The following is a 24,345-nucleotide window of genomic DNA, read 5'->3' as shown; positions in this document are numbered from 1 at the left end:
CTTGATAAATACTCACGAATATAAGACATTCGTTCATCATCACTGTAATAGTTGTACTTCTTTTTCGAATATTTCATCTTTATTTTCGATTTTTGAAGTGTCAACTTATTCAGTACACTACAAAGGCAACAAAGGGAAATTACCTGCCAAAAAAGAGATAGGCTTTCGCTCTACAATAACTTTCTCAGTTCCTCAATGTCAGGCAAGGCGTTACGAAGTCGTTCCGGCATATCTTTGGATGTACGGTAAGTAGCGACTCCCATCGGCTTGTTATAATCACGAACTGCAAATTCTACAAAAGTTTGATTCATTTCTCTGCAAAGTATTATTCCGATAGAGGGATTCTCGTGCGGTTTTCTCACATATGAATCCAAAGCGGAAAGATAAGTATTCAGTTGTCCTAAATACGAACTGCGGAATTTCCCGGACTTCAATTCAACCGCCACTAAAGAATTAAGTTCCCGATTGAAAAACAACAAATCAATGAACATTTCCTCTCCAGCCACTTCAACACGATATTGATTGCCTATAAAACTGAAATCCTGCCCAAAAGTCATAATAAACTTCTTCACGTTGGCAACAATCGACTTTTCTACTATCTTTTCGTCTAAATCCTCTTCCTGCTCATCCAGTTCCTCCACATTGATGAAATCAAGCAAGTATTCATCTTTGAATGAACAAACAGCTTTTAGCGCTTGCTTAGTATCAGGCAATGTTTGTGCGAAATTGTTAGGCAAAGTTCCCCGGTGGCTGTACAGGTCTGCTTTTAAGTAATCCCTTAAAGTGTATTTACTCCAATAGCGAATAGCGCACTCATGTATATAAAATAGCCTTGCTTCCAAAGTTTTAGCTTTGGATATTATTTCGATATGATGACTAAAGCCGATTGAAAAGAAGTCTGACCAGTTAAATTCATCAGCCAGTGGCTGGCGAATTACGCTCAACAGCAATTTTTCATCTAATACCAAATCGCCAGCCAGTGGCTGGCGATTTAGAACAGGTTCCCATTCTTCATAGAAAACTCGCATATTCTTTATATTCGAAGTTGAAAATCCCCTTAGCCCCGGCAATTCTTTTTGCAACAGAGAAGATATTTGCTCTATTGCTCCTTTACCCCAAAAGCCTATACGGGAATTTTTCGACACGTAACGTCCGATGCCGTAATAAAGAGATAGCTGTTCTTTGTTCACCGATGTGGCTGCACGGTACTGGCTGCGCAGAATAGCTTCTTTTATGGTCTTTACCGCTTCTCTATAATTCTGATTTATATCCATTTGCGTTTTGTTATATGCGACAAAAGTACAAAAATAATGCTGGCGAAAAGAAAACAAAGGTGTTTTTCTCTTTTCGCCAGCATACATATTTTGCTGTTCATGGAAGGAACAATGCTCCTACAGCCGAATCATATTCTGTTGAACCATAATGATAGCTATCTATACGCTCCTCTATATAAGTAGGAAAATAGGAAAAACAAAGGAAAAGAGAGATACAAACAACAAATAACTAAATATCAATATCTTATATTCACTATTTTATCTCTTTCTTTCTCTTCTTCCACAACTGCCAGCTATTGATGATGTTCTGCCACATATTATATATACAACATCATATAAATCTGATTATCAAAATAAAAGCCCACCTATTACTAATAGCTGGTAACAAAATAGTAACAAAAAAAACGAAGAAATCGCTTTGTGGTGGGCTTCATGTGCAAAGGTAACAAAAGCCCTCTAACCATAAAAGCAAAACTGGCGAAAAGAAGAATACTGTTTTTCTTTTCGCCAGTATATATATTTTGCTGTCAACAAGAATAAGTTTAGTTCGTTTTGGATATATAGGCAAAAGAACAGACTAAACTTACAATACATACCAAAATCCTTTCTCGAATATTAAACGTTAATTAGCTTAAACCTAATGAAAAAAGAGAACTCTAAAATTGATGGAGTTATTCTTTATTCCTATTTTTGAGAAGAGTTTCATTATAAAAAGAAAGGTTTATGCGCATTAAAAATTACTTCACTATTATCTTGTTGCTCTGTTTCTTTTTACAAGCTAAAGCTACAGGACTGTCGGGTGATATTATATCATTCAATGGAGATAGTTGGGTCTTTATGGCTAAACCAATAAATATGGATTCCACTTTATATAAACGCTTGATGGATTTCATACCTGACAACCATTGTGTTTCAACAGGAAATTGGGAAGGATATACAGCCTTTTGGGAGATACAGAACGATTACCTTTGCTTGCAACGCATAGAAGTATGCGTATATGATGAAACAAACCGAAAAGATTCTACGTTAATATACCATGCAGAAGCATTACAAGCACCATTTTTACCTTATTATTATGAGAATGGAAGCGTTGAAGCTCGTTGGCTAAACGGCGAATTTCGAGCCGGAAAAGGTGATTTGGTAAGATATGTACACTCCGGATTCGACCGTAATATGGAAACAGAGTGCGTATTGCGTATTAAGAATGGAAAGGTGATAAATACAACTACCTATCATAACTATAAAAAGCCCGGCTTGAAGATAATAGATGTACAGGATGAGATTATTCGCAAATTTCCATGGAATCGTTTTCCCAAATATAAAAACCAGCGGATAACTTTCGTCATACGAAATTTCCAACTAACCAACGATGGACACTTTAAAGATTGCGACATACGTTTTATCCTCTTGCGACCTATACGGGAAACAATAGAGGATGGCAATCATCCGTTAGCAATAGCCTTCAAAGAGACGCTGAAATCTATATACCCATGGGAAGTTTTATTCATCAATGGGAAATATACAATTGAATATACAGATTTCACAATGCCTATTTGGAGAAAATACTTGACCGCCCATACCACAGAGCCTTATTTGGAAGTGGGTGTTCCGGTCTGTTATCTGAATGAACGGGGTGATACCATTGTACCATACGGCAAGTACAGATACTGCCAGACAGACACTATCAAAGAATTAGGTTTTGTTTATGAGAACAAGCCAAAGGACGCTCGAATAATCTGCATCAATAATGCGGGCAAAGAACTTTTCTATGTATTCAAATATGATAATGGTCCCGACTACATACAAGAAGGGCTTTTCCGTATAATGAACGAGGATGGATTGGTAGGTTTTGCCGATTCATTGGGTAATGTGGTCATAAAGCCTCAATTTAAATTTGCTAACCCATTCGAGAACGGCAAAGCAAAGGTTACTTTCTCCGGTGAAAACAAAGAAGTTCCCGATTCCAAAGGCGAAAAGCATTACTGGGATAGCTCTAATTGGTATTATATAAATAAGAATGATAAAATAATTAACAAGTAGATATGTATGAAAAATCTGATTTACTTATCTGTCCTTTTGTCCGTTTGGTCGCTGAAATTGAATGCACAGAACATTGATTTTCCTCTTTCACAGTCGGAAATAGAGAAGTACGAAAGTCGTGTACATATCCAACGGCTTCCCAATGTTTCCGTTACGCATCTGGACGCTTACAAAATTCGTACTCAACAACCCGTTTACTCGTCCTCAACCAAACGAATTACGTTGGATGTAATCAATGTAGATGCTCCTACCGCCGAACCGGAATTACATTGGATGAAGTACTGGAAAGGCGGAGAGTGGAAAGAGTTTCCTTTCATTGACAATCTTGCCTTTGCTGGCGTGGGCAGAGATTTGTCTAAAGGCGATACGTTGCCCGAACACATTCATATGTCCGAGTTTAAATATCCGTTGAAACCGAACAAATACCAAGTCCACTTTTACGTGTTCTCCAATATCTACACATATTGCAACCTAACAGACATGGGGATTCAGCCCGTGAAAGGAACAGAGATGCAGGGGGCTTTTAGTTTTAGGGTATTGGAATCCGATAACGATTCTATCCGCATACAGTTTGAAAACCATACCAACCTTTCGGTACAACCCCTGTTTTTTCCGAGCGTAGGAACGGATGAATTGTATATGGTACATCCACTTGCCCGTTCTGGTTCGAGAGATGAATCTGATTACATGAGGAATTGCGCACGTTTGGAAGCAGGAGAAGCAATGTTGTTTTCCATTCCTGTATCATGGAATGTCAGTCGCATTACCGACCCTAATTACAAGAAACGATTCAATTCCGGGAAATTATCTCCCGACAAATACAAGATAGGATTGCAATTGGAAATATACATGAATACAGAGTTTGAAGTAAAATAATCTCACTATGAAAGCTGGAAGTATCATTCTAATCATTGTGTTTTGTGCATTTATTGTGAGTTGTTCAAATAAACATAAGCGCTTCCAACCGAAAGCGACCGATGACAATACAGTAGCTATTATCGGTAGCTCCGACGATTCTACAAACATCGTAATTGAAGAGAACAATAAAACAGATAAAGATACTGTAATATTAGAATCACCTAACTTTAATTTATGGTACACTAAAGAATTACCAGATAAGTATAAAAATCAAGGATTTCAGATGTGGACAGAAAGTGAAGTATATTGGGAAAATGTGGCAGTTATCAATGTGTTTGTAACCAACCCTACCAATGAAAAATTTTGGATTGGACGAGATTGGAGTTTACGTATTTGGAATGGGGTACAATGGTGTATACCCCAAGAGAAATTTGAGCTAAATGTTAAGGCTGACGTATTCTGTAAAAAGGAAGCTCCTTTATTATATTGTTTTCGATTTCCTATTGGTGAATATTACCATCTTCCCAAAGGGAAGTATCGTATAAGTAAGTCATTCTTACTTAAAGAAAAAGATGAAATCAACTTATATGCTGAATTTGAAATCAAATAAATACTCAACTATCATGAAACTAAAATTATTTTTATCCGCTATTGTCTTCTTTATGGTTCTAACTGCGCAAGCGCAAGATGTTAATGAACGATATGTCGAAGTGACTGGTACATCGGAAATAGAAATCGTACCGGACAAAATTCACTACATCATTGAAATCCGTGAATACTTCAAGGAAGAATTTGACGGAAAGTCTAAGCCCGAAGAATATCACACCAAAGTACCATTGTCACAAATAGAACAAGGGTTGCGAAAGAATCTTGCCGAAGCAGGTATTACGCAGGATGCAATCCGTACACAAGAGATTGGCGATTATTGGCGAAAGCAAGGGCAAGACTTTTTAGTGTCCAAGCAATTTGACATTACACTGACCGACTTCAAACAGATAGATGAAATAATCAAGCACATAGACACGAAAGGTATTAATACGATGCGTATCGGTGAACTGGAAAACAAAGATATATTGGCATATCACCAAAGAGGAAAGATAGAAGCATTGAAAGCCGCACAGCGAAAAGCCGCTTATTTAGTTGAAACATTAGGTAAAAAACTGGGAAGTGTAATTCGTATTGTGGAAGGGAATAATACAAGCAGCATTTCATTTGCACAGAGTAATGTTATGTCCTCCAATGCTGCCTCGTTCGACAGCTTTCGCACTATCAAAAAGAATTATTCCATACTTGTACGTTTTGAAATTGTTGATTAGTAAGTTAAGTATAAAATCACATATCAAAACAAAACGAGACAGCCGGAGTAAGAAGATTTTCACATTTCATTACTCCGGCTTCACCCCGATTACGGCTTACCCAGTTTATCAGCTTCCTTTCTCAACTGCTCGGCTTGTTCATTGAGTAGCCTTGCACGCTCCAACGCTTCCGCCTGCTTCCTGCTGCGGTATTCAAAATCCGTCACCGAATCAGTCAAGTTTTGGATGAAAGCGTTATCCCGTTCCCTACTGAAATTCGTTTCCAGCAAATCAAGGCAGCCCCCGTCCGCTTCCCCTTTCATCAGAATGTAGCGGTATTTCATATCGTTGTCTTGCAACTGCTGCATCCGTTCAGCCAAACGGACATTCAAGAATATGGAAACAGAACAGACAACCAGCACTGCCGAAAAAACAAACAATCCCGGACGAATCCAAGAGGTAATTTTGTTGTAAATCCGTTGATAAAGCGGCAAGGGTGCAGCTTCCTCTTTATCCGTCTTGCAAGAGCCCAAAGTATCAATCATTACTTTGAAACAACGGTAGGTTTCCAATGCTATTTTCTTGGTGTCCTCGATATGTTTCTGCTGACTTTGCATCCCGTTCCTTATCTCGTCAAGCTGGCTTCGGATAGCCCGCAAATCCTTTTCGGGAACAGCCGAATTACTGTGCAGTTCCGACAATGCCTGTTCGACTGCTCCCAGCCGTTCGAGAGTTTCCTCCCGACTGGCTGGCGTTACCTGTGCTTCCTGCTTCTCTTTCAGTTCCGTAACCATAGAGAGAAGCCCCTCTAAAATCAAATTATCTTCCATGTCTTTACAATTTAAGTCGTTTTTTCTTTTTCTTCTTCTTTCTCAAATTAAAATTAGGTTCTTCATCCACTGGGGGAGAAGAAGCGGAAAACAGACCGAGCAAACCAGTTATCAACGGACTGTCAGCCTTACCCGGTGCAAGTGCTTGTTCCCGAACGGGTGCGAAAGTTGTTTGCCGTTGGCTTTCAGCAACATTCATTCCTGCATCCCCGAAACATTTATCCAGTTTGGAAAAACTGAAACTGCGGTCTATCTCCGAACCCTTGAACGTGTATTCGCCTTTGGAAAAGGATATGCCCTGTATCTCATCGGTCTGTCCCTTTCGTTTGAACTGGACGGTGATACCCTTTTCCGCTAACCGATGCTGTAACTGCTGCCAGTTACGGGATTTGCCGATTTCATTCTTCACAGCCGTGTAAATCTCGTATTTCGACTTGTCCGGCTCTTTCAATCGGTCCTGCTTCACCTGCTCTTTCCCCTTGGCGAAATAAAGCCCGTGTTTGGCTTTCAGCTTCTTGCATACCTGTTCGTTACGGTACATATCGTTCCTGTCCGAAATGGTCCTGCCGTTGTTGTCTATGCGGTTGAATACAATATGTACGTGCGGATGCTCCCGGTCTTGGTGGCGCACGATGATATACTGCGTATCGGTGATTTTCATTTCACGCATATACTCCTGTGCAAGCTCTATCATTTTCTCGTCCGTCAATTTGGGTACATCCACTGCCGAATAACTTAACGCAATGTGTCCGACCGGCTTCTTCAAATCGGGATTCATCCCGGTCTGCATACAGAAGCTGCGGATTATATCGCTCCAGCTTTCCGTCAGAACCCCGTCCGCATGAAGCAAAACCGCCTGCTCCTTGCCAAGCACATAGTTCACACAGCCCTTAAAACCGCTTCCCTTTTTTATTTTTCCAATCATCCGACAAATGGTTTATGATTTCAACAATCCTGCTTTTAAGTTTCACCAGTTCCACAGCCACCAGTGCGAAACCTCCGGCATTTGCCCGGTGCGCCAGCTGGTTGATATTGTTGGCTTCCCCTGCCAGCTTACGGATGGTGTCCGCATCCTGCCTGTTCAACCGGGGTATGACCTCTGCCGAAACAACCGCCTGCCGGACATACTCACTGATACGCAACCCGGCTTCCCCGGCTCGCTTCTTGATGGCGTAATACTGCAACTCGGTCAGCTTCGTGCTGACTACCTTTTTCTGCTTGTCCGTCCGTTTTTTTGCCGGACGACCGCCCGGCTTGTCCTGTATCTTCTTCATGTCTTTTTACTTTTAGGTGGTATCTTAGAAATTGCGACCAACGGGAGCGGTTTCCTTTGCGGTAAGCAAAGCAAGGTGGTTTCGGTCTACCGAAACATAACCTTGCTCTCCAAATTAAACCGCCAGCCGTTGGTAATCCTGCCGGACTAAATACCCCTGCCCTTTTTCTGTCTTGGGGCGGCACGTTGTCCGATTTCCTGCTTCGTTTCCTGCGTTTGGCTGGCTGCGTTTTTCTGTTCCTGCTTCCTGCCGCACAGATAATCGTTCAAGTCCGAATAGCCCCTATAATTGTGCGAGAAGTCACGCACATGGTAGGAGTATTCCAATTCGATAGCCCGTGTCGCTTCATATCCTGCCTTGTCATTGTCAAGCATACAGTGGATGCGCTCATACGGGAACATCACGTCAATGGCTTTCGACACATTGGCGGTAGAGTTAAGAATGACATAATCCTGCCTGTCAAGGTCGGGCATGGTCGGACAGTTCCTCATGCGGAGCGTAAAGAAAGAAAGGTAGTCCATGAAACCCTCGAACACCAGACATTTCTCCCTCGGCTCTCCCTGCTGCCGTATGTGGGTGATGTCTTTCGGGGCGATACAGCCTTTGAAAAAGGAGTTGCGCACCTCGTAACCTCCTGCCATGTTCGAGAAACCGATAGCGAAGAACGGTCTGCCGTTATTGGTAAAATGTAGTTCCTTACATTCTCGTTTTGCCAGTTCGATATTGATACCCCGTCCCTGCAAGTAACGGAGCAATGCCGGATGGGTAAGGTCACGGACTTCCAAATGCTGGAAACTCGGTTCTGTCCTACGCTGGGGAAAAGAAAAACTGACCGGGCGAACGTGCGGTATCTGTTCCGCTATCCGGTTTAAAAGGTATGGCAGGCTGTCGGAACAATAGAGTTCCTTTGCCAGTGCAATGATGTTGCCGCCCTTGCCTCCTCCAAAATCATACCAAAGGTTGCGGTCGGTATTCACCTTGAAAGACGGTTCGTGTTCCTCCCTTAACGGTGATTTGTACCATAAGCCGTTACCCTGCTGCTTGACAGGAGAGTAACCTAAACTGTGCAGATAGTCTACGATGGGTATTTGTTTCACATCTTCGATGTTCATAACATTTTCTTTTTTGGGGATTAAAAAATAGTTGAAAAGTGCGCCAGTCCTGTTTAGTCCGTTATATATATACCCGTACCATACTAAACCTGCTTGTTCTGATGCAGAGAAATAGTAAGTCCGTTCCTCTTATATATACACCCGGACTAAACCAAACCGACTTTTAATAATGGAAATCGGGATTGTAGCGGTAGCCCTTGCCCTCTTTCACAATCATGCGCTTGTTCACAAGGAACTTGTTCAGTTCCACATGGATATTGCGTCCACGCTTGTAGCCGATACTCGCATAACCCTGTTTCAAGGTCTTTAGGACATTCTCGTAACCATATATAACCTGTTTGCCAAAACCGTTTTCCAAAGCTGTCCTGTGCTGTTGCTCCGTCAGTTCTGCCAGTGGAAAGCCCCTGTCTTGGCTGGGCTGCTTGAATACATAACCGTCCACGACTTCGGGCAATGCGTTGTCATTGATACGGAATGCGAACGGGTCAAACTCCCGGTCACGTATGTGCATCGCCTTTACCTCGCTTATGTTACCGTCCTGCGTACTTTTGGTGATTTGCAGGACGGTTTCAGCCTTGTTGTTCAATTCCGTGCCGATATGTCCCCTTGTGTTGTCATCCCCCTTGTTCAAATGCAGTACGGTATGGATATGCAAGTTATATCCGCTTGACCAGCGCATTAAGAGGTTGATTAGGTCCGTCGATTCACTGGGGCTGTTGATGTCATACATCAAGTCACGGATTCCGTCAATGATGAGTAACCCCACATCGGGCATATTTTCAAGCATATAGCCGATTATCTGCTTCCGTTTGTCGGGGGTCTGCTCCCTCAACACGATGAAAATAAAATCGTCCATATCCTTGTCGGTAGGCAGTCCGGCAAGGCGCAAAATACGCTCCATGACCTTATGGCAATGGTATTTGCTCTGCTCGGTATCTACATAGAGGATTTTCCGCTTGTTCGGTGGCAGACATACCGAATACTTCAGTACCTCGTCATTCTTCAACGCTGCCGCAACGATAGCGGAAATGTTGAATGTCTTCTTACTCTTGGCTTTGCCTGTGGATGCGCTGAAATTGCCCAGCGTGCCGATGGTAGAACCGTTCACCCAAAGCATTTCGGGCGGCACTTCGTAAGTGTCCGTCACTTTTAGATGAATGGTTTTCCAAAGGGCTGCAAAATCCTCTTTCTGCATGGTGACATCCTGCCCGGCTTCTGTCGCTTTTCTATTTTCCATAGCCGCTATTTCTTTAGGGGACGGTTAAGGATATATTTCTGCGCTTCCTGCTCTATCTGCGCCTGCGTCTTCACCGGGTTCTGACGCAACCACGCTTCCAGTTCCGCTTTCTCAAAATAAAGCATTTTGCCCTGCGGCTTGTAATGGGGTATCAAGTTACCCGAAGTCAGCTTGTACAGGTAACTTTTTGAAAGGTTCAAGAACTTGCTCGCTTCATCGAAGCTAAGCACATTCTTTGAAAGGAACACTAAATTTTCGAGTTCTGTAACTCGCTTCTCAATACTTGTTTCCATATAACAAAAGTATTTGCGTTAGACAATATGGAGTGCATGCCCTCCGGTTTCTTGTAATCGATTACGGGGGCAAAAGTATTGAGGAATAGCTTGATAACGGATTAAGCTATGTTTGAGGTCTTAACCTATTCTTAAAGTTTTTTCAGTTGTTTGATATAATTGCTGATGGTTACATAATCTTTTTCATGTTCCACCCCTTTTACATAATTAGCGGCTGTGGCTAAATCACCTTGATTCAGATATTTATCTTTCTTTATATTCTTCGTAACAAACAACTTATTCTTTGCTATAACAGATTGCCAGTTAGGTGTTATCAAACCACGATTGCTTAACTCCGAAAAAAGAAAAGCTACCTGCCTGTTGTTATTAGACCTGAATATAACTTTTGGTTTACAAGAAAGTATTGCTTTCAAATCTTCAAAAGTCATAGGGGCATTGAAAATTTCCACTTCATTGATACAATCCACCAACAATGCTATTTGCCTGTCGTTTAAAATAGACTTGAACGGATTTTCTGTTTCAGCAATATGGGAGATAATCTTAGGCTCTTGGTATTTATCTTGAATTGGTTGCGGCTCTTTCTGTTGTGGCTGCATTTCCGCTTGCACCTTACTTTCTTTCTTTTTTCGCAAGTACGCAGAATATTTTTCTAATACAACAGTTTTAACTACTACGGAAAAATAAGGCAGTTCTTCATCATAAACCGTATTATCTTGCTCATACCGGGAATAATCAAATGAAAGAGGATTAAACGACATGTATTTTCTTTTCTCATCGGATTTCAAGGATTCATAAAAACCGCTTTCCCAAAAGAAGTCAGATACAGAATAAAAATATGGAATATCATTCAACACAGAATAACGAATATATAACTGCACCAACTCATCAGCGGTACGAACATATTCTTGCTGTTCCAGTTTATCTGCCTGTTCTTCGTCGAAATATAAGGACTTAGAGGCAATATTATCTATCATAACTTGGCTGGCATGATTGATACAGCGATTGAATATACCTTGTATATGGTCGAATTTTATTTTCAGTTCTTCTTCTGTCATAATAATCTATGTTTCAGTTAGTAGAAACAAAGATATATTTTTCCAGCTAAACAAAGACAAAAAAAAGAAAGAAAGTACGGTAACTGTGACATAACCGTACTTTCTTATTAAATCAGTCCGTCAAATTCGGTATCAGACTTATAGCTTCTTCTTTTTTCTTATCGACAATCTTCGCATAAATTTGAGTTGTGGCAATATTTTTATGTCCTAACAATTTGCTAACCGTGTACAAATCAGCCCCTAATGTAAGCATCATGGTAGCATGGGTATGCCGGGCAACATGAAACGAGATATGCTTAATAACCCCTGCATCTTTCGCCCATTTTTGAAGTATTTTATTTATAGTTCCCTCATGCGTCAAAGGAAAAATCAAATCATCGCCTTTTGCTTCATTTTGTTGCGGCAACCACTTTAACGCTTCATCGGATATAGGCAGATAAAGCGGTTCTTTTGTTTTCTGCATCTTTATTTCAATCCTTATTCTTTCACCGCTTTTCTGCAAATCGTTCCACTTCAATTTTCTTATATCGCTTACACGCAGCCCACACAAACAACTGAAAAGAAAGGCTTGTTTCATTATCTCATACTTGCACTCTGTCCCGATAAGCCGCTTCAATTCCTCTATTGTCAAATACTCCCTGCGGCTGACTTCCGCTTTTACCTTACTGGCAAAATCAAACTCTTTCGTTGGATTGACCGTAATAATCCCCTCTTTATAGGCTCTATTTATAGCGGTACGCAGCACTCCATAGTAAGCAATAACGGAATTATTACTTAATACACCCCCAGCCTTTAACAAACCAAACTTGCTTGCTTTCTTCGCTTGTTTCAAGAAATCCACAAAGCTATTCAAGAAGTCCTTATCTATATCACGAAAAGCGATATAATCCCCTCTGAACAATTTTAGTTCACGAATGGTATTACCAACGGTCTTTTCATAGTTCAAGCTGCCACGTTCTTTAGATTGGCTTCTCATGTTCATTAAATAATCAATCACATTCGCTTTTGACTTGTTGGTGTTCTGAAAGCCGTGTGCATCATTTTGCAACTCTACTATCCGCTTGCTTTGAATAGCTTTTGCAAGAGCCAACGTAGCTTCGTTCTTTGCCTTATCCTCTCTTGTCTTTTCGGGTATAAGGTATAATTTCAAAAATTCATATTGCCGTTTACCGCCAACATAATTTTCTTTTCTAATAACATCACCTGTATAGTAGTCCAAATAAATAGACTGGTTGCCATTGGCAAGCTGCTTGAATCTAATCCTTACAGGTTCTTTCAATTTAACTTCTTGTTTTTTCTTCGCCATAATTATGTTCTTATTTTGTTACTGATACAAATATAGCGATTTGTTTTGTTACTTCAATGAATACAGGTAACAAAATAGTAACAAAATAAAGGCATTTATTAGACTAAACAAGAAAATAAGGAAAATAAAGGAAATTACATTTAATAAACACAAAACACTAAATATCAATATCTTATATTTAATATTTTATCTCATTTCTTCTCTTTTTCCACAACTGATAACTATTGAATATGTTTTGCCATAGGACATACGAACCGGGAGCAACAGACGATAACGGGTTCAGATAAGTATGCGCCATCCAGATAGCAAGAATCGTATTCTTCTGCCCCAGTGCCTGCCCGCCACTGATGCGGTCATTATAGACCGAGCCGATAGTCTTTCCCAAAAAGAACTGCAAGCAACAGGCAATCAAGGCACCGACCGCAATCATTATTTCCGTGAAACCATCCGCAGGATCGTTCAGTAACGAATACAGGGTCTGAGCCGTCACAATAGCCAAAGAGACCGCCCACAAATAAAAGGCGAGTTCATGATATCCCAGTAACTTCTGATGCACTTTCGGCAGGAATTTACTCAACAGCCATGCTGCAAGGAAAGGGCAGATCAACAAGGGGAACACCTTACTCAAAATAACCCAAAATGCTCCCCAAAAACTTACATCCGGATTTACCTCTATCAAAGGGAAGAGAATAGGCACCGCAATAGCAGCACCGATATTACCCAACAATGTATAAGTAGTCAGACTTGCCGCACTCCCTCCCAACTTGGAAGTAATCACCGCAGCAGCCGTAGCCGTAGGACAAATAATACATACCATCACCCCCTCCGCTACAATCTTATTGAAACGGTAAAGCAATAAATAAGCAAGGAAAGCACCCCCGATCTGAATCAGCAACAACCATGCGTGCAACGGTTTAGGCTTCAAATCATGCGGTGATACCTTACAGAAAGTCAACAGTAACATCGTAAAGATAAGATAGGGAGTCAGAAAAGAAAAGTAGATAAATATCGGATAACCGACAGCACCTACCAGCATCGCAATAGGCAACGTCCAATTCTTCAAAAACTTAAGCATCGTCGTATATTTTTTCTTGGAGATGCAAAGTAACAGAGATTTCGGGAGAAAAGCTACCATTAAACCGAAAAAAACACAAAACTTAAGTGTAAATCATGAGTTTTCTGCAAAATTCTACTACATTTGCACCGTATTTAAATATGAAACCGCATAGAACCTACATATTATATATATCAATCTGCCTCTGGCTACTTGCTTCTCCCCTATGTATCGGCAATTTATGGGGGAAAGATTTCGTAGTAGTCATCGATGCCGGACATGGCGGTCACGACCCTGGTGCCATCGGGAAAATATCCAAAGAGAAAAACATCAATCTGAACGTCGCACTGAAACTGGGAAACCTGATCAAAAAAAACTGCGATGACGTCAAAGTGATCTATACCCGCAGCAGGGATGTCTTTATCCCCCTGGACCGACGGGCAGAAATAGCCAATAACGCAAAAGCCGATCTCTTTATCTCTGTCCACACCAACGCTCTGGCAAAAAACCGCACCGCCAAAGGAGCTTCTACATGGACACTGGGTCTGGCCAAATCCGATGCCAATCTGGAAGTAGCCAAACGAGAGAACTCGGTAATCCTCTATGAAAGCGACTATCAGACCAGATACGCCGGCTTCAACCCGAACTCGGCGGAATCCTACATTATCTTCGAATTTATGCAGGATAAATACATGGAACAAAGCGTACATCTGGCATCACTTGTACAGAAGCAATTCCGCCATACCTGCAAACGGGTAGACCGCGGAGTGCATCAAGCCGGATTCCTGGTGCTGAAAGCAAGCGCCATGCCAAGTATCCTGGTAGAATTGGGCTTCATCTCAACTCCGGAAGAAGAACGCTATCTCAACTCGGAAGCCGGAGCCAACACAATGGCCAAAGGCATCTACCACGCATTCTTAAACTACAAAAGAGAACAGGAGATACGCCTGACCGGAGCCAGCAAAACAATTATCCCAACCGAAGAACCGGCAACAAGCGCTCCGGAACAAAGGGAACTGATGGCCGAAGCAAGTACAACACCCGCCACCGCCACAAAAACAGCTCCCAAACGGCCTATTGTCTCAGAAAGCGCAACCAATGACAGCGAAATAACGTTTAAGATACAGATACTCACCTCCTCAAAGCCTCTTACTAAGAATGACAAACGACTGAAAGGACTGAAGGATGTGGATTATTACAAAGAAAAAGGACTGTACAAATATACGTATGGCGCTTCCAGTGATTACAATAAAGTATTACGCACCAAGCGTACCATCTCGGCACAATTCAAAGACGCATTCATCATCGCCTTCCGAAACGGCGAAAAGATGAATGTCAACGAAGCGATAGCCGAATTTAAAAAAAGAAGAAATAAATAGAAAATAAAATGAAGTACATTACAAAAGAAGTTCGAATAGGAATTGCAGGTATCGTAGCATTATGCGTGCTTGTCTATGGAATTAATTGGCTGAAAGGCATACATATGTTTCAGCCTTCAAGCTATTTCTATGCCAAGTTTCAGAATGTAAACGGACTGACCAAGTCGAGCCCTGTTTTTGCTGATGGCGTTCGTGTAGGTATTGTACGCGACATCGAATATGACTATGTAAATCCCGGAAATGTGATCGTTGAAGTCGAACTGGACACCGAACTCCGCATCCCGAAAGGAAGTAGCGCAGAACTTGTATCCGAACTGATGGGAGGCGTACGCATGAATATTCTTCTCGCCAACAACCCGCGTGAGAAATATGCCATAGGCGACACCATCCCCGGCACATTGAACAACGGAATGATGGAAAGCGTAGCGAAACTCATGCCCCAAATTGAGAGTATGTTACCGAAACTGGATTCCATCCTCACCTCACTGAACAACATCGTAGGTGACAAGAGCATCCCTTCTACGCTGCACTCTATCGAAACGACTACCGCCAATCTTGCTGTAGTCAGCTCTCAGATGAAAGGACTCATGAGTAAGGACATCCCCCAGCTGACCGGCAAGCTCAATACCATCGGAGATAATTTTGTAGCGATCAGCGGTAACTTGAAGGAAGTGGACTACAGCGCCATTTTCCAAAAAGTTGACGCAACACTCGCTAACGTAAAAATGATTACAGAGAAGTTGAACAGCAAAGATAACACTATCGGACTGCTCTTCAACGACCCTGCTTTATATAACAATCTGAACGCTACCACAGAGAATGCGGCGAGCTTACTGGAAGACCTGAAAGCACACCCCAAACGGTACGTTCATTTCTCTTTATTCGGGAAGAAAGACAAGTAGCAAATTTTTCTTATATAGATTTTATCTAAATAAGCAGGCGGTATATAAAAGGGAGTATAACCTCTGCAAAAGTCTATCTACAGACCGAAATAATATTCCCGTACAAACAAGTACGGGAAGTATAAAAGAGTAAGAATAAAACGATAAACAACTAAAATACAGATACTTATAATTTTGCAAGAGAGGGGAAACAGACAGTGTTCCAACACAATTCTATAAGTCATTGAAAGTAAACACATTATTGTTTGCCCGAGAAAAACAAGAAAAAGCTAATTTGTTTTTTCCAAATAAGATTCCCAATTTTGCAAACGTAGAAGTTTCGCTTAATTTAATAAATGTATTAAAGTCACTATGATTGAATCAAATCATGTTGTACTTTGGAACCGCTGTCTCGAAGTAATTAAAGACAATGTTCCAGAGACGACATATAATACTTGGTTTGCCCCGATTGTTCCATTAAAATATGAGGACAAAACATTGATCGTACAGATCCCGAGCCAGTTTTTCTATGAAATACTGGAAGAGAAATTCGTGGATTTGCTGCGAAAGACATTGTACAAAGCTATTGGCGAAGGCACCAAGTTAATGTATAACGTCATGGTCGACAAGACTTCGATTCCGAATCAAACCGTGAATCTCGAAGCAAGCAATCGTTCTACAGCTGTTACTCCTAAAAGCATCGTCGGTGGCAACAAGGCGCCCAGTTTCCTGAAAGCTCCTGCCGTACAGGACTTAGACCCGCACTTGAACCCGAACTATAACTTCGAGAACTTTATAGAAGGATACAGCAACAAACTTTCAAGAAGCGTAGCAGAAGCGGTTGCGCAAAATCCAGCAGGTACTGCCTTCAATCCATTGTTCCTTTACGGAGCGTCCGGAGTGGGGAAAACACACCTGGCAAACGCAATCGGTACTAAAATCAAAGAATTATATGCCGATAAAAGAGTATTGTATGTTTCGGCACATCTGTTTCAAGTGCAATATACAGACTCCGTACGTAATAACACGACCAACGACTTTATCAACTTCTACCAGACAATTGATGTATTAATCATTGATGATATTCAGGAATTTGCCGGAGTAACGAAAACTCAAAATACTTTCTTCCATATCTTCAATCATTTACATCAAAACGGAAAGCAGCTTATACTGACTTCCGACCGTGCCCCGGTATTATTGCAGGGTATGGAAGAACGTCTGTTGACCCGTTTCAAATGGGGAATGGTGGCAGAACTGGAAAAACCGACTGTCGAACTCCGCAAAAACATCCTGCGGAACAAGATACACCGCGACGGTCTGCAATTCCCACCGGAAGTGATCGACTATATCGCTGAAAATGTAAATGAGAGTGTACGAGACCTGGAAGGTATCGTCATCGCCATTATGGCACGCTCTACTATTTTCAACAAAGAAATAGACTTGGATTTAGCCCAACATATTGTACACGGCGTAGTTCACAACGAAACAAAAGCAGTTACCATTGACGATATACTGAAAGTAGTATGCAAGCACTTTGATCTGGAAGCATCGGCTATTCACACCAAATCCAGAAAAAGAGAAGTGGTTCAGGCACGTCAGATTGCAATGTACCTGGCTAAGAATTATACGGATTTCTCAACTTCAAAAATCGGTAAGTTCATCGGCAATAAGGATCATGCGACAGTGCTGCATGCTTGCAAGACTGTAAAAGGTCAGTTGGAAGTAGATAAAAGCTTTCAGGCTGAGGTACAGGAGATTGAGTCGTTGCTGAAGAAGAAAGCATAATTCAAGTAATAGGTATTAAGTAATAGGTAATATCGAAGCTGCATAAACAAGTGCAGTCCGCATAGCTATTACCTATTACTTATTACCTATTACTTATTACCTATTACTTATCATTAGAATCCTTGTTGACGAAGCACTTTCAACAAGTTCTCAGACATAAATTCATTGTCTTTCTTTATATAACGTACATCCGTAAATACTTGTGCCAGAGTTTCTTTCTTATTTTCTTCTATAAACTGTTTATTTTCCGGCAGTGATTCTTTATACTCGTACAAGCGATCGATGTCTTCCGGAGTATAATCATGGTAAACTTCCTGATGCACGGCAGCTTCGAGAGGCAAGCGGTCCACCTGGGCCGGAGTACCGTCCGGATAGCCGACTGTGATCGTCGTAATAGGGAATACCAGTTTCGGCAGTTGAAGTGTATCGATGATCATTTGCGGATTATAAGTAGTCGTTCCCAGATAACAGATACCCAAGCCTGCCTCTTCAGCTAACGTGCAGAAGGTTTGCGCAACCAACAAGGTATCCATAGACGCATTCATAAAAGACATTAAATTATCGTAGCCGGGAACAGCGTTTCTCTGTTCACACCACTTGCTGAAACGGCGGAAATCGGCACAAAAAGTAAGCACGACAGGTGCCCCTTTTACCATCGGCTGATTGAAATGAGCAGGAGAAAGTTTCTCTTTCATTTCTGCATCGCGAGTCACTATAACACTATAAAGTTGCATCCCTCCCATCGTAGAAGCGCGGAAAGAGGTTTCGAGCAAATCATTTAACAAATCAGGAGCAATATCTTTTTGCTGGTATTTCCGGATTGTTCTTCTGTTCTTTACGGTTTCAAACATATCTTTTTTTTGCAAAGATACAAAAAGAAATATTATTTTGCCATATCAATGAAATAATCTAATTTTCTTTTTGGAAAACTTAAAGCCATGAACAAAAAGCAAAGTTATCTGTTAATCAAAGACTTAACAATAACAAACGGAAAACTTAAAGCCTGTTGATAAAATGTTGCATTTTTATTTTGATAGATAAAAAAACATTCTTAGCTTTGCAGCCACATTTGTTACTGATAAGTAAACTTCTACACATTACTTATTAAATAATAAAATCTAAGACACATTGGATCGTGGAAAAACAAATTTATTCTTATGACGAAGCCTACGAAGAATCTTTACGATATTTTCAAGGCGACGAGCTTGCTGCAAGGGTTTGGGTAAACAAGTACGCAGTAAAGGATTCTTTCGGAAACATCTATGAAAAATCTCCGGAAGATATGCATTGGAGAATTGCCAATGAAGTAGCACGTATCGAGGCAAAGTATCCGAATGCACTGACAGCAAAGGAACTGTATGATCTGCTGGATCATTTTAAGTACATCGTTCCGCAAGGAAGCCCGATGACGGGTATCGGTAATGACTATCAGGTCGCTTCACTATCCAACTGCTTCGTAATCGGGGTAGACGGCGCAGCAGACTCTTATGGCGCTATCATCAAAATCGACGAGGAACAAGTACAGCTCATGAAAAGACGTGGAGGAGTAGGTCATGACTTGTCTCACATCCGCCCGAAAGGTTCTCCCGTTAAAAATTCGGCATTGACTTCCACTGGTCTCGTTCCGTTCATGGAACGTTATTCCAACTCTACCCGCGAAGTCGCTCAGGACGGTCGTCGTGGTGCACTGATGCTGAGTGTGTCTATCAAGCATCCGGATTCGGAAGCCTTCATCGACGCTAAAATGACGGAAGGAAAAGTTACCGGAGCCAATGTTTCCGTAAAGCTGGACGACGCTTTCATGCAGGCGGCAGTTGACGAGAAACCTTATATACAACAATATCCGATTGAATCGGCAAATCCGACTACCACTAAAGAAATAGATGCTTCCACATTATGGAAGAAGATTGTGCACAATGCATGGAAATCGGCAGAACCCGGTGTTTTATTCTGGGATACGATTATCCGTGAATCTGTGCCCGATTGCTACGCAGATTTAGGTTATAAGACTGTATCTACCAATCCATGCGGTGAAATTCCATTGTGTCCTTATGACTCTTGTCGTCTGCTGGCTATCAATCTATATTCTTATGTAGTAAATCCGTTTAAACCGGATGCCTATTTTGATTTCGAATTGTTCAAAAAACACGTTGCGCTGGCTCAACGCATCATGGACGACATCATCGACCTCGAACTGGAGAAGATCGAACGTATCATGGAAAAGATCGATCAAGACCCGGAAGGCGAAGAGGTAAAACATGCCGAACGCAACTTGTGGAACAAGATATATAAGAAGAGCGGTCAAGGTCGCCGTACAGGTGTGGGAATCACTGCGGAAGGCGATATGCTTGCTGCTTTAGGTCTGCGCTACGGAACCGAAGAAGCAACCGAATTCTCTGAAAAAGTACATAAGACAGTGGCCCTCGGTGCCTATCGTTCTTCGGTTGAAATGGCAAAAGAACGCGGTGCTTTCGAAATATACAGCAATGAGCGCGAACAGAACAATCCGTTCATTCAGCGTCTTGCCGAGGCTGATCCGGAACTGTATGCAGAAATGAAGAAATATGGCCGTCGTAATATTGCATGTCTGACGATTGCTCCTACAGGAACAACCAGTCTGATGACACAGACGACTTCCGGTATCGAACCGGTCTTCCTGCCCGTTTACAAGCGCAGAAGAAAAGTAAACCCGAACGATACGAATGTACACGTTGACTTTGTTGACGAGACAGGCGACGCATTCGAAGAATATATCGTATTCCATCATAAATTCGTGACATGGATGGAAGCTAACGGATACGATCCCGCCAAGCGTTATTCGCAGGAAGAGATTGACGAGCTGGTGGCCAAGTCACCTTATTATAAAGCGACTTCCAATGACGTAGACTGGTTGATGAAAGTGAAGATGCAGGGAAGAATCCAAAAATGGGTAGACCACTCTATCAGCGTAACCATCAACCTGCCGAACGATGTAGACGAGGATCTTGTCAACCGCCTGTATGTAGAAGCATGGAAATCCGGTTGCAAAGGATGTACGGTATACCGCGACGGCTCACGTTCCGGAGTATTGATTTCAACCAAATCGGATAAGAAAGAAACTCTTCCTCCTTGCAAACCGCCTACGGTAGTAGAAACACGCCCAAGAATACTGGAAGCCGACGTGGTTCGTTTCCAGAATAACAAAGAGAAATGGGTGGCTTTTGTAGGACTGCTGGATGGACATCCTTACGAGATATTCACCGGTTTGCAGGATGACGATGAAGGTATCCTGTTGCCGAAAAGCGTAACCAGCGGACGTATTATCAAGAATATAGACGAGGATGGAACCAAGCGTTACGACTTCCAGTTCGAAAATAAACGTGGATACAAGACGACTATCGAAGGATTGTCAGAGAAGTTCAACAAGGAATACTGGAACTATGCAAAACTGATCTCCGGTGTACTCCGTTACCGGATGCCGATCGAGCAGGTTATCAAGCTGGTAGGTTCTCTGCAACTAAACAGCGAGAGCATCAACACTTGGAAGAACGGTGTAGAACGTGCATTGAAGAAATATATTCAGGACGGAACGGAAGCCAAAGGAAAGAAATGCCCGAATTGCGGTAATGAAACTTTGGTCTATCAGGAAGGCTGTCTGATCTGTACCACTTGCGGTGCTTCCAGATGCGGTTAACATGTGACGTATGTTAATTAATATATAAACAAAAGATTAAAAGGAGTCCTAATACGGCTCCTTTTATTTTTTATTCAAAAAAATGTCTTATACTTGCATAGTCATTAGTGTCTAATCAAAATCTAATATATATGACTGTATCATTTAACATCGAATATCGTACCAGTTGGGGAGAAGAAGTCAGGATTGCCGGGCTGCTGCCGGAGTCGATCCCCATGCATACCACAGACGGCATATACTGGACGGCAGACGTGGAACTGGAAGTTCCCAAAGAAGGAATGACTATCAATTACAGCTATCAGATAGAACAAAACCAAATCATCATCCGCAAAGAATGGGACAGTTTTCCGAGACGTCTCTTTTTATCCGGTAACTCTAAAAAGAAGTATCAGATTAAAGACTGCTGGAAAAATATCCCCGAACAATTGTATTACTACAGTTCGGCCTTCACGGAAGCCTTGTTAGCCCATCCCGACAGAGCTGAAATTCCGCCTTGTCACAGAAAAGGGCTGGTCATCAAGGCATACGCCCCACGCATCAACAAAGACTATTGCCTGGCAATTTGCGGAAATCAGAAAGCATTGGGAAACTGGGACCCGGACAAAGCGATTCCTATGAGCGATGCTAACTTTCCGGAATGGCAGATCGAGCTGGATGCAAGTAAGCTGAAATTCCCGCTGGAATACAAATTCATCCTTTACCATAAAGAAGAAAAGAAAGCGGACTGCTGGGAAAATAACCCCAACCGCTATCTTGCCGACCCGGAACTGAAAACAAATGAGACGCTGGTCATCTCCGACCGATATGCATATTTCGATATTCCGGTATGGAAAGGGGCCGGTATAGCCATCCCAGTCTTTTCACTGAAATCAGAGAACAGTTTCGGAGTAGGAGATTTCGGAGATTTGAAACGCATGATTGACTGGGCTGTAAGTACCCAACAAAAGGTTATACAGATATTACCGATCAATGATACGACCATGACTCATGCGTGGACCGATTCTTATCCATATAATAGTATCTCCATTTATGCTTTCCACCCGATGTATGCGGATATAAAGCAGATGGGAACACTGAAAGACAAGTCAGCCGCAGCGAAGTTCAACAAAAAACAGAAAGAACTCAACGGCCTGCCGGCGATGGATTATGAAGCTGTCAACCAAACGAAATGGGAATACTTCCGACTGATCTTCAAGCAGGAAGGAGAAAAAGTATTAGCCTCCGGAGAGTTCGGCGAATTCTTTAATGCCAATAAGGAATGGCTGCAACCTTACGCTGTTTTCAGCTATCTGCGCGATGCCTTTCAGACACCTAATTTCCGTGAATGGCCCAGACATTCCGTTTATAATGCACAAGATATAGAGAAGATGTGCCGGCCGGAATCTGTAGATTACCCGCACATCGCACTTTATTATTATATCCAGTTTCACCTGCACCTGCAATTGGTAGCCGCTACGAAATACGCCCGCGAACACGGTGTCGTACTCAAAGGAGATATCCCTATCGGCATCAGCCGCAACAGTGTGGAAGCATGGACCGAACCTTATTACTTCAATCTCAACGGGCAGGCGGGCGCCCCTCCCGATGATTTCTCCGTGAACGGACAAAACTGGGGATTCCCCACGTACAACTGGGACGTCATGGAAAAGGATGGCTACCGCTGGTGGATGAAGCGTTTCCAAAAAATGTCAGAGTACTTCGACGCTTACCGGATTGACCACATCCTTGGTTTCTTCCGTATCTGGGAAATCCCGATGCATGCCGTACACGGATTACTCGGACAGTTCATTCCCTCCATCCCTATGAGTCGGGAGGAAATCGAAAGTTACGGACTCCCCTTTCGGGAAGAATATTTGATTCCATATATTCATGAATCCTTCCTCGGGCAAGTATTCGGTCCGCATACCGATTATGTGAAACAGACTTTTCTGCTTCCTGCCGAAACACCCGGTGTTTATCACATGAAACCGGAGTTCACCACCCAACGGGAAGTGGAGAGTTTCTTTGCAGGAAAGAATGATGAAAACAGTCTTTGGATTCGGGATGGACTATACACTTTGATCAGTGATGTTCTTTTTGTACCGGACACGAAAGAAAAAGATAAATATCATCCGCGCATCGGAATACAACGCGATTTCATCTTCCGTTCACTCAATGAACAGGAGCAGAATGCGTTTAACAGACTGTATGATCAGTATTATTATCACCGCCACAACGAGTTCTGGCGCCAACAGGCTATGAAGAAACTACCGCAACTGACACAATCGACACGTATGCTGGTTTGCGGAGAAGACCTGGGTATGATTCCGGATTGTGTTTCGTCCGTCATGAATGATCTTCGTATCCTCAGTCTGGAGATTCAGCGGATGCCAAAGAATCCGATGCACGAGTTCGGATATTTAAATGAATACCCATACCGGTCGGTTTGTACCATCTCCACTCATGATATGTCTACTTTGCGAGGGTGGTGGGAAGAAGATTACCTGCAGACACAGCGTTACTACAACACGATGCTGGGGCATTACGGAACCGCACCGACAGTCGCCACTCCCGAATTGTGCGAAGAAGTGGTGCGCAATCATCTGAAAAGCAATTCCATACTTTGTATTCTGTCCCTGCAAGACTGGCTGAGCATTGATGGCAAATGGAGAAATCCGAATGTGCAGGAAGAACGGATTAATGTACCATCCAACCCGCGTAACTATTGGCGTTACCGGATGCATCTCACTCTGGAACAGTTGATGAAAGCAGAAGAACTCAATGACAAGATACGTGAGCTAATAAAATACACCGGCAGAGCTCCCAAGAAATAAATATCATTAGGCACGGGTGACACGGATTAACACGTTTTTTAGACCTATAATCTCTTAAAACTGTAAATCCGTGTCATCTGTGCCTGAATAAAATCAACTGATAGTTTTGACACCTCCGTTTCTCTCCCATGCGGCAATTCTTTATCTTCCTTCATTCCGTTTTTTCCAATTAATCAAGTATCTTTG

General features: G+C 42.1%; 20 protein-coding genes. 9 read left to right on the top strand and 11 right to left on the bottom strand.

Features of this window, described 5'->3' with window-relative positions; translation table 11 throughout:
- Positions 1 to 170: 170 nt before the first annotated feature.
- Positions 171 to 1,274, bottom strand: a complete 1,104-nt coding sequence (locus tag NBH01_RS13110; RefSeq protein WP_008759764.1) for a PDDEXK nuclease domain-containing protein — start codon at positions 1,272 to 1,274, stop codon at positions 171 to 173.
- A gap of 723 nt (positions 1,275 to 1,997) precedes the next feature.
- On the opposite strand from NBH01_RS13110, the gene NBH01_RS13105 reads away from it, so the two are divergent.
- The 4 genes from NBH01_RS13105 to NBH01_RS13090 are packed head-to-tail and all read left to right on the top strand — an operon-like array spanning position 1,998 to position 5,488.
- Positions 1,998 to 3,314 (top strand): WG repeat-containing protein, encoded by a 1,317-nt coding sequence (locus NBH01_RS13105; protein WP_118158756.1) that lies wholly within the window; start codon positions 1,998 to 2,000, stop codon positions 3,312 to 3,314.
- Positions 3,315 to 3,320: 6 nt separating this feature from the next.
- Complete coding sequence (locus NBH01_RS13100) at positions 3,321 to 4,190, top strand: hypothetical protein (protein WP_118158757.1); 870 nt, start codon at positions 3,321 to 3,323, stop codon at positions 4,188 to 4,190.
- Between the two features lie 7 nt (positions 4,191 to 4,197).
- Positions 4,198 to 4,782 carry an immunoglobulin-like domain-containing protein gene (locus NBH01_RS13095; protein WP_118158758.1) on the top strand — a complete coding sequence of 195 codons (585 nt, stop codon included), beginning with the start codon at positions 4,198 to 4,200 and terminating at the stop codon, positions 4,780 to 4,782.
- Between the two features lie 13 nt (positions 4,783 to 4,795).
- Positions 4,796 to 5,488: an SIMPL domain-containing protein gene (locus NBH01_RS13090; protein WP_118158768.1), complete on the top strand. Its 693-nt coding sequence runs from the start codon at positions 4,796 to 4,798 to the stop codon at positions 5,486 to 5,488.
- 89 nt (positions 5,489 to 5,577) lie between these two features.
- Here NBH01_RS13090 and NBH01_RS13085 read toward each other — a convergent pair whose 3' ends face one another.
- The 9 genes from NBH01_RS13085 to NBH01_RS13045 all read right to left on the bottom strand — a co-directional run bounded on the left by NBH01_RS13085 (position 5,578) and on the right by NBH01_RS13045 (position 13,709).
- Positions 5,578 to 6,297 carry a hypothetical protein gene (locus tag NBH01_RS13085; protein WP_118158759.1) on the bottom strand — a complete coding sequence of 240 codons (720 nt, stop codon included), beginning with the start codon at positions 6,295 to 6,297 and terminating at the stop codon, positions 5,578 to 5,580.
- A gap of 4 nt (positions 6,298 to 6,301) precedes the next feature.
- Positions 6,302 to 7,222: a relaxase/mobilization nuclease domain-containing protein gene (locus NBH01_RS13080; protein WP_250700141.1), complete on the bottom strand. Its 921-nt coding sequence runs from the start codon at positions 7,220 to 7,222 to the stop codon at positions 6,302 to 6,304.
- Complete coding sequence (locus NBH01_RS13075; protein WP_118158761.1) at positions 7,188 to 7,571, bottom strand: MobC family plasmid mobilization relaxosome protein; 384 nt, start codon at positions 7,569 to 7,571, stop codon at positions 7,188 to 7,190. The genes NBH01_RS13080 and NBH01_RS13075 overlap by 35 nt, the downstream gene beginning before the upstream one ends.
- A 146-nt stretch (positions 7,572 to 7,717) precedes the next feature.
- On the bottom strand, positions 7,718 to 8,683 hold the full coding sequence (locus NBH01_RS13070; RefSeq protein WP_250700140.1) for a DUF8464 domain-containing protein: 966 nt from the start codon (positions 8,681 to 8,683) through the stop codon (positions 7,718 to 7,720).
- Positions 8,684 to 8,846: 163 nt separating this feature from the next.
- Positions 8,847 to 9,920, bottom strand: coding sequence for an AAA family ATPase (locus NBH01_RS13065; RefSeq protein WP_250700139.1), 1,074 nt, complete (start codon positions 9,918 to 9,920; stop codon positions 8,847 to 8,849).
- A gap of 5 nt (positions 9,921 to 9,925) precedes the next feature.
- On the bottom strand, positions 9,926 to 10,213 hold the full coding sequence (locus NBH01_RS13060) for a helix-turn-helix domain-containing protein (RefSeq protein WP_117987795.1): 288 nt from the start codon (positions 10,211 to 10,213) through the stop codon (positions 9,926 to 9,928).
- 131 nt (positions 10,214 to 10,344) lie between these two features.
- Entirely contained in the window at positions 10,345 to 11,268 is a 924-nt protein-coding gene (locus tag NBH01_RS13055; protein WP_118158764.1) for a hypothetical protein, read from the bottom strand.
- Positions 11,269 to 11,380: 112 nt separating this feature from the next.
- A complete protein-coding gene (locus tag NBH01_RS13050; protein ID WP_008765446.1) occupies positions 11,381 to 12,574 on the bottom strand; it encodes a site-specific integrase in 1,194 nt (397 codons plus the stop codon).
- A gap of 178 nt (positions 12,575 to 12,752) precedes the next feature.
- Entirely contained in the window at positions 12,753 to 13,709 is a 957-nt protein-coding gene (locus tag NBH01_RS13045; protein ID WP_250700138.1) for a bile acid:sodium symporter family protein, read from the bottom strand.
- An 80-nt stretch (positions 13,710 to 13,789) separates the two neighbouring features.
- Between NBH01_RS13045 and NBH01_RS13040 the strand changes: the two genes are divergently transcribed.
- The 3 genes from NBH01_RS13040 (at position 13,790) to dnaA (ending at position 17,673) form a co-directional block, all read left to right on the top strand.
- On the top strand, positions 13,790 to 15,007 hold the full coding sequence (locus NBH01_RS13040) for an N-acetylmuramoyl-L-alanine amidase family protein (protein WP_032840465.1): 1,218 nt from the start codon (positions 13,790 to 13,792) through the stop codon (positions 15,005 to 15,007).
- An 8-nt stretch (positions 15,008 to 15,015) separates the two neighbouring features.
- Positions 15,016 to 15,909, top strand: coding sequence for an MlaD family protein (locus NBH01_RS13035; RefSeq protein WP_008759761.1), 894 nt, complete (start codon positions 15,016 to 15,018; stop codon positions 15,907 to 15,909).
- 351 nt (positions 15,910 to 16,260) lie between these two features.
- Entirely contained in the window at positions 16,261 to 17,673 is a 1,413-nt protein-coding gene (gene dnaA / locus NBH01_RS13030; RefSeq protein ID WP_008759760.1) for a chromosomal replication initiator protein DnaA, read from the top strand.
- 113 nt (positions 17,674 to 17,786) lie between these two features.
- Here the strand turns inward: dnaA and NBH01_RS13025 are convergent, their stop codons facing one another.
- Entirely contained in the window at positions 17,787 to 18,524 is a 738-nt protein-coding gene (locus tag NBH01_RS13025; RefSeq protein ID WP_062695899.1) for an NADPH-dependent oxidoreductase, read from the bottom strand.
- A gap of 284 nt (positions 18,525 to 18,808) precedes the next feature.
- Between NBH01_RS13025 and NBH01_RS13020 the strand changes: the two genes are divergently transcribed.
- Together NBH01_RS13020 and NBH01_RS13015 are read left to right on the top strand one after the other, a co-directional pair.
- Positions 18,809 to 21,346, top strand: coding sequence for an adenosylcobalamin-dependent ribonucleoside-diphosphate reductase (locus NBH01_RS13020; protein WP_008759758.1), 2,538 nt, complete (start codon positions 18,809 to 18,811; stop codon positions 21,344 to 21,346).
- 131 nt (positions 21,347 to 21,477) lie between these two features.
- Complete coding sequence (locus NBH01_RS13015) at positions 21,478 to 24,159, top strand: 4-alpha-glucanotransferase (RefSeq protein WP_011108155.1); 2,682 nt, start codon at positions 21,478 to 21,480, stop codon at positions 24,157 to 24,159.
- Positions 24,160 to 24,345: the final 186 nt, after the last annotated feature.

Origin of the sequence: Bacteroides sp. B1-V-101, assembly GCF_023656585.1 — a bacterium.
Lineage (GTDB): Bacteria > Bacteroidota > Bacteroidia > Bacteroidales > Bacteroidaceae > Bacteroides > Bacteroides thetaiotaomicron.
Note: the sequence above shows the minus strand (reverse complement) of the source record. Positions and strands in the feature narration are given on the sequence as shown.

Excerpts from the sequence above, each read along its gene's own strand:
- NBH01_RS13045 (WP_250700138.1), bottom strand. The coding sequence starts at position 13,709 with ATGGTAGCTTTTCTCCCGAAATCTCTGTTACTTTGCATCTCCAAGAAA.
- NBH01_RS13070 (WP_250700140.1), bottom strand. The coding sequence starts at position 8,683 with ATGAACATCGAAGATGTGAAACAAATACCCATCGTAGACTATCTGCAC.
- NBH01_RS13060 (WP_117987795.1), bottom strand. The coding sequence starts at position 10,213 with ATGGAAACAAGTATTGAGAAGCGAGTTACAGAACTCGAAAATTTAGTG.
- NBH01_RS13090 (WP_118158768.1), top strand. The coding sequence starts at position 4,796 with ATGAAACTAAAATTATTTTTATCCGCTATTGTCTTCTTTATGGTTCTA.
- NBH01_RS13100 (WP_118158757.1), top strand. The coding sequence starts at position 3,321 with ATGAAAAATCTGATTTACTTATCTGTCCTTTTGTCCGTTTGGTCGCTG.
- NBH01_RS13025 (WP_062695899.1), bottom strand. The coding sequence starts at position 18,524 with ATGTTTGAAACCGTAAAGAACAGAAGAACAATCCGGAAATACCAGCAA.
- NBH01_RS13095 (WP_118158758.1), top strand. The coding sequence starts at position 4,198 with ATGAAAGCTGGAAGTATCATTCTAATCATTGTGTTTTGTGCATTTATT.
- dnaA (WP_008759760.1), top strand. The coding sequence starts at position 16,261 with ATGATTGAATCAAATCATGTTGTACTTTGGAACCGCTGTCTCGAAGTA.
- NBH01_RS13055 (WP_118158764.1), bottom strand. The coding sequence starts at position 11,268 with ATGACAGAAGAAGAACTGAAAATAAAATTCGACCATATACAAGGTATA.
- NBH01_RS13110 (WP_008759764.1), bottom strand. The coding sequence starts at position 1,274 with ATGGATATAAATCAGAATTATAGAGAAGCGGTAAAGACCATAAAAGAA.
- NBH01_RS13080 (WP_250700141.1), bottom strand. The coding sequence starts at position 7,222 with ATGATTGGAAAAATAAAAAAGGGAAGCGGTTTTAAGGGCTGTGTGAAC.
- NBH01_RS13065 (WP_250700139.1), bottom strand. The coding sequence starts at position 9,920 with ATGGAAAATAGAAAAGCGACAGAAGCCGGGCAGGATGTCACCATGCAG.
- NBH01_RS13085 (WP_118158759.1), bottom strand. The coding sequence starts at position 6,297 with ATGGAAGATAATTTGATTTTAGAGGGGCTTCTCTCTATGGTTACGGAA.
- NBH01_RS13105 (WP_118158756.1), top strand. The coding sequence starts at position 1,998 with ATGCGCATTAAAAATTACTTCACTATTATCTTGTTGCTCTGTTTCTTT.
- NBH01_RS13050 (WP_008765446.1), bottom strand. The coding sequence starts at position 12,574 with ATGGCGAAGAAAAAACAAGAAGTTAAATTGAAAGAACCTGTAAGGATT.
- NBH01_RS13035 (WP_008759761.1), top strand. The coding sequence starts at position 15,016 with ATGAAGTACATTACAAAAGAAGTTCGAATAGGAATTGCAGGTATCGTA.
- NBH01_RS13040 (WP_032840465.1), top strand. The coding sequence starts at position 13,790 with ATGAAACCGCATAGAACCTACATATTATATATATCAATCTGCCTCTGG.
- NBH01_RS13015 (WP_011108155.1), top strand. The coding sequence starts at position 21,478 with ATGACTGTATCATTTAACATCGAATATCGTACCAGTTGGGGAGAAGAA.
- NBH01_RS13075 (WP_118158761.1), bottom strand. The coding sequence starts at position 7,571 with ATGAAGAAGATACAGGACAAGCCGGGCGGTCGTCCGGCAAAAAAACGG.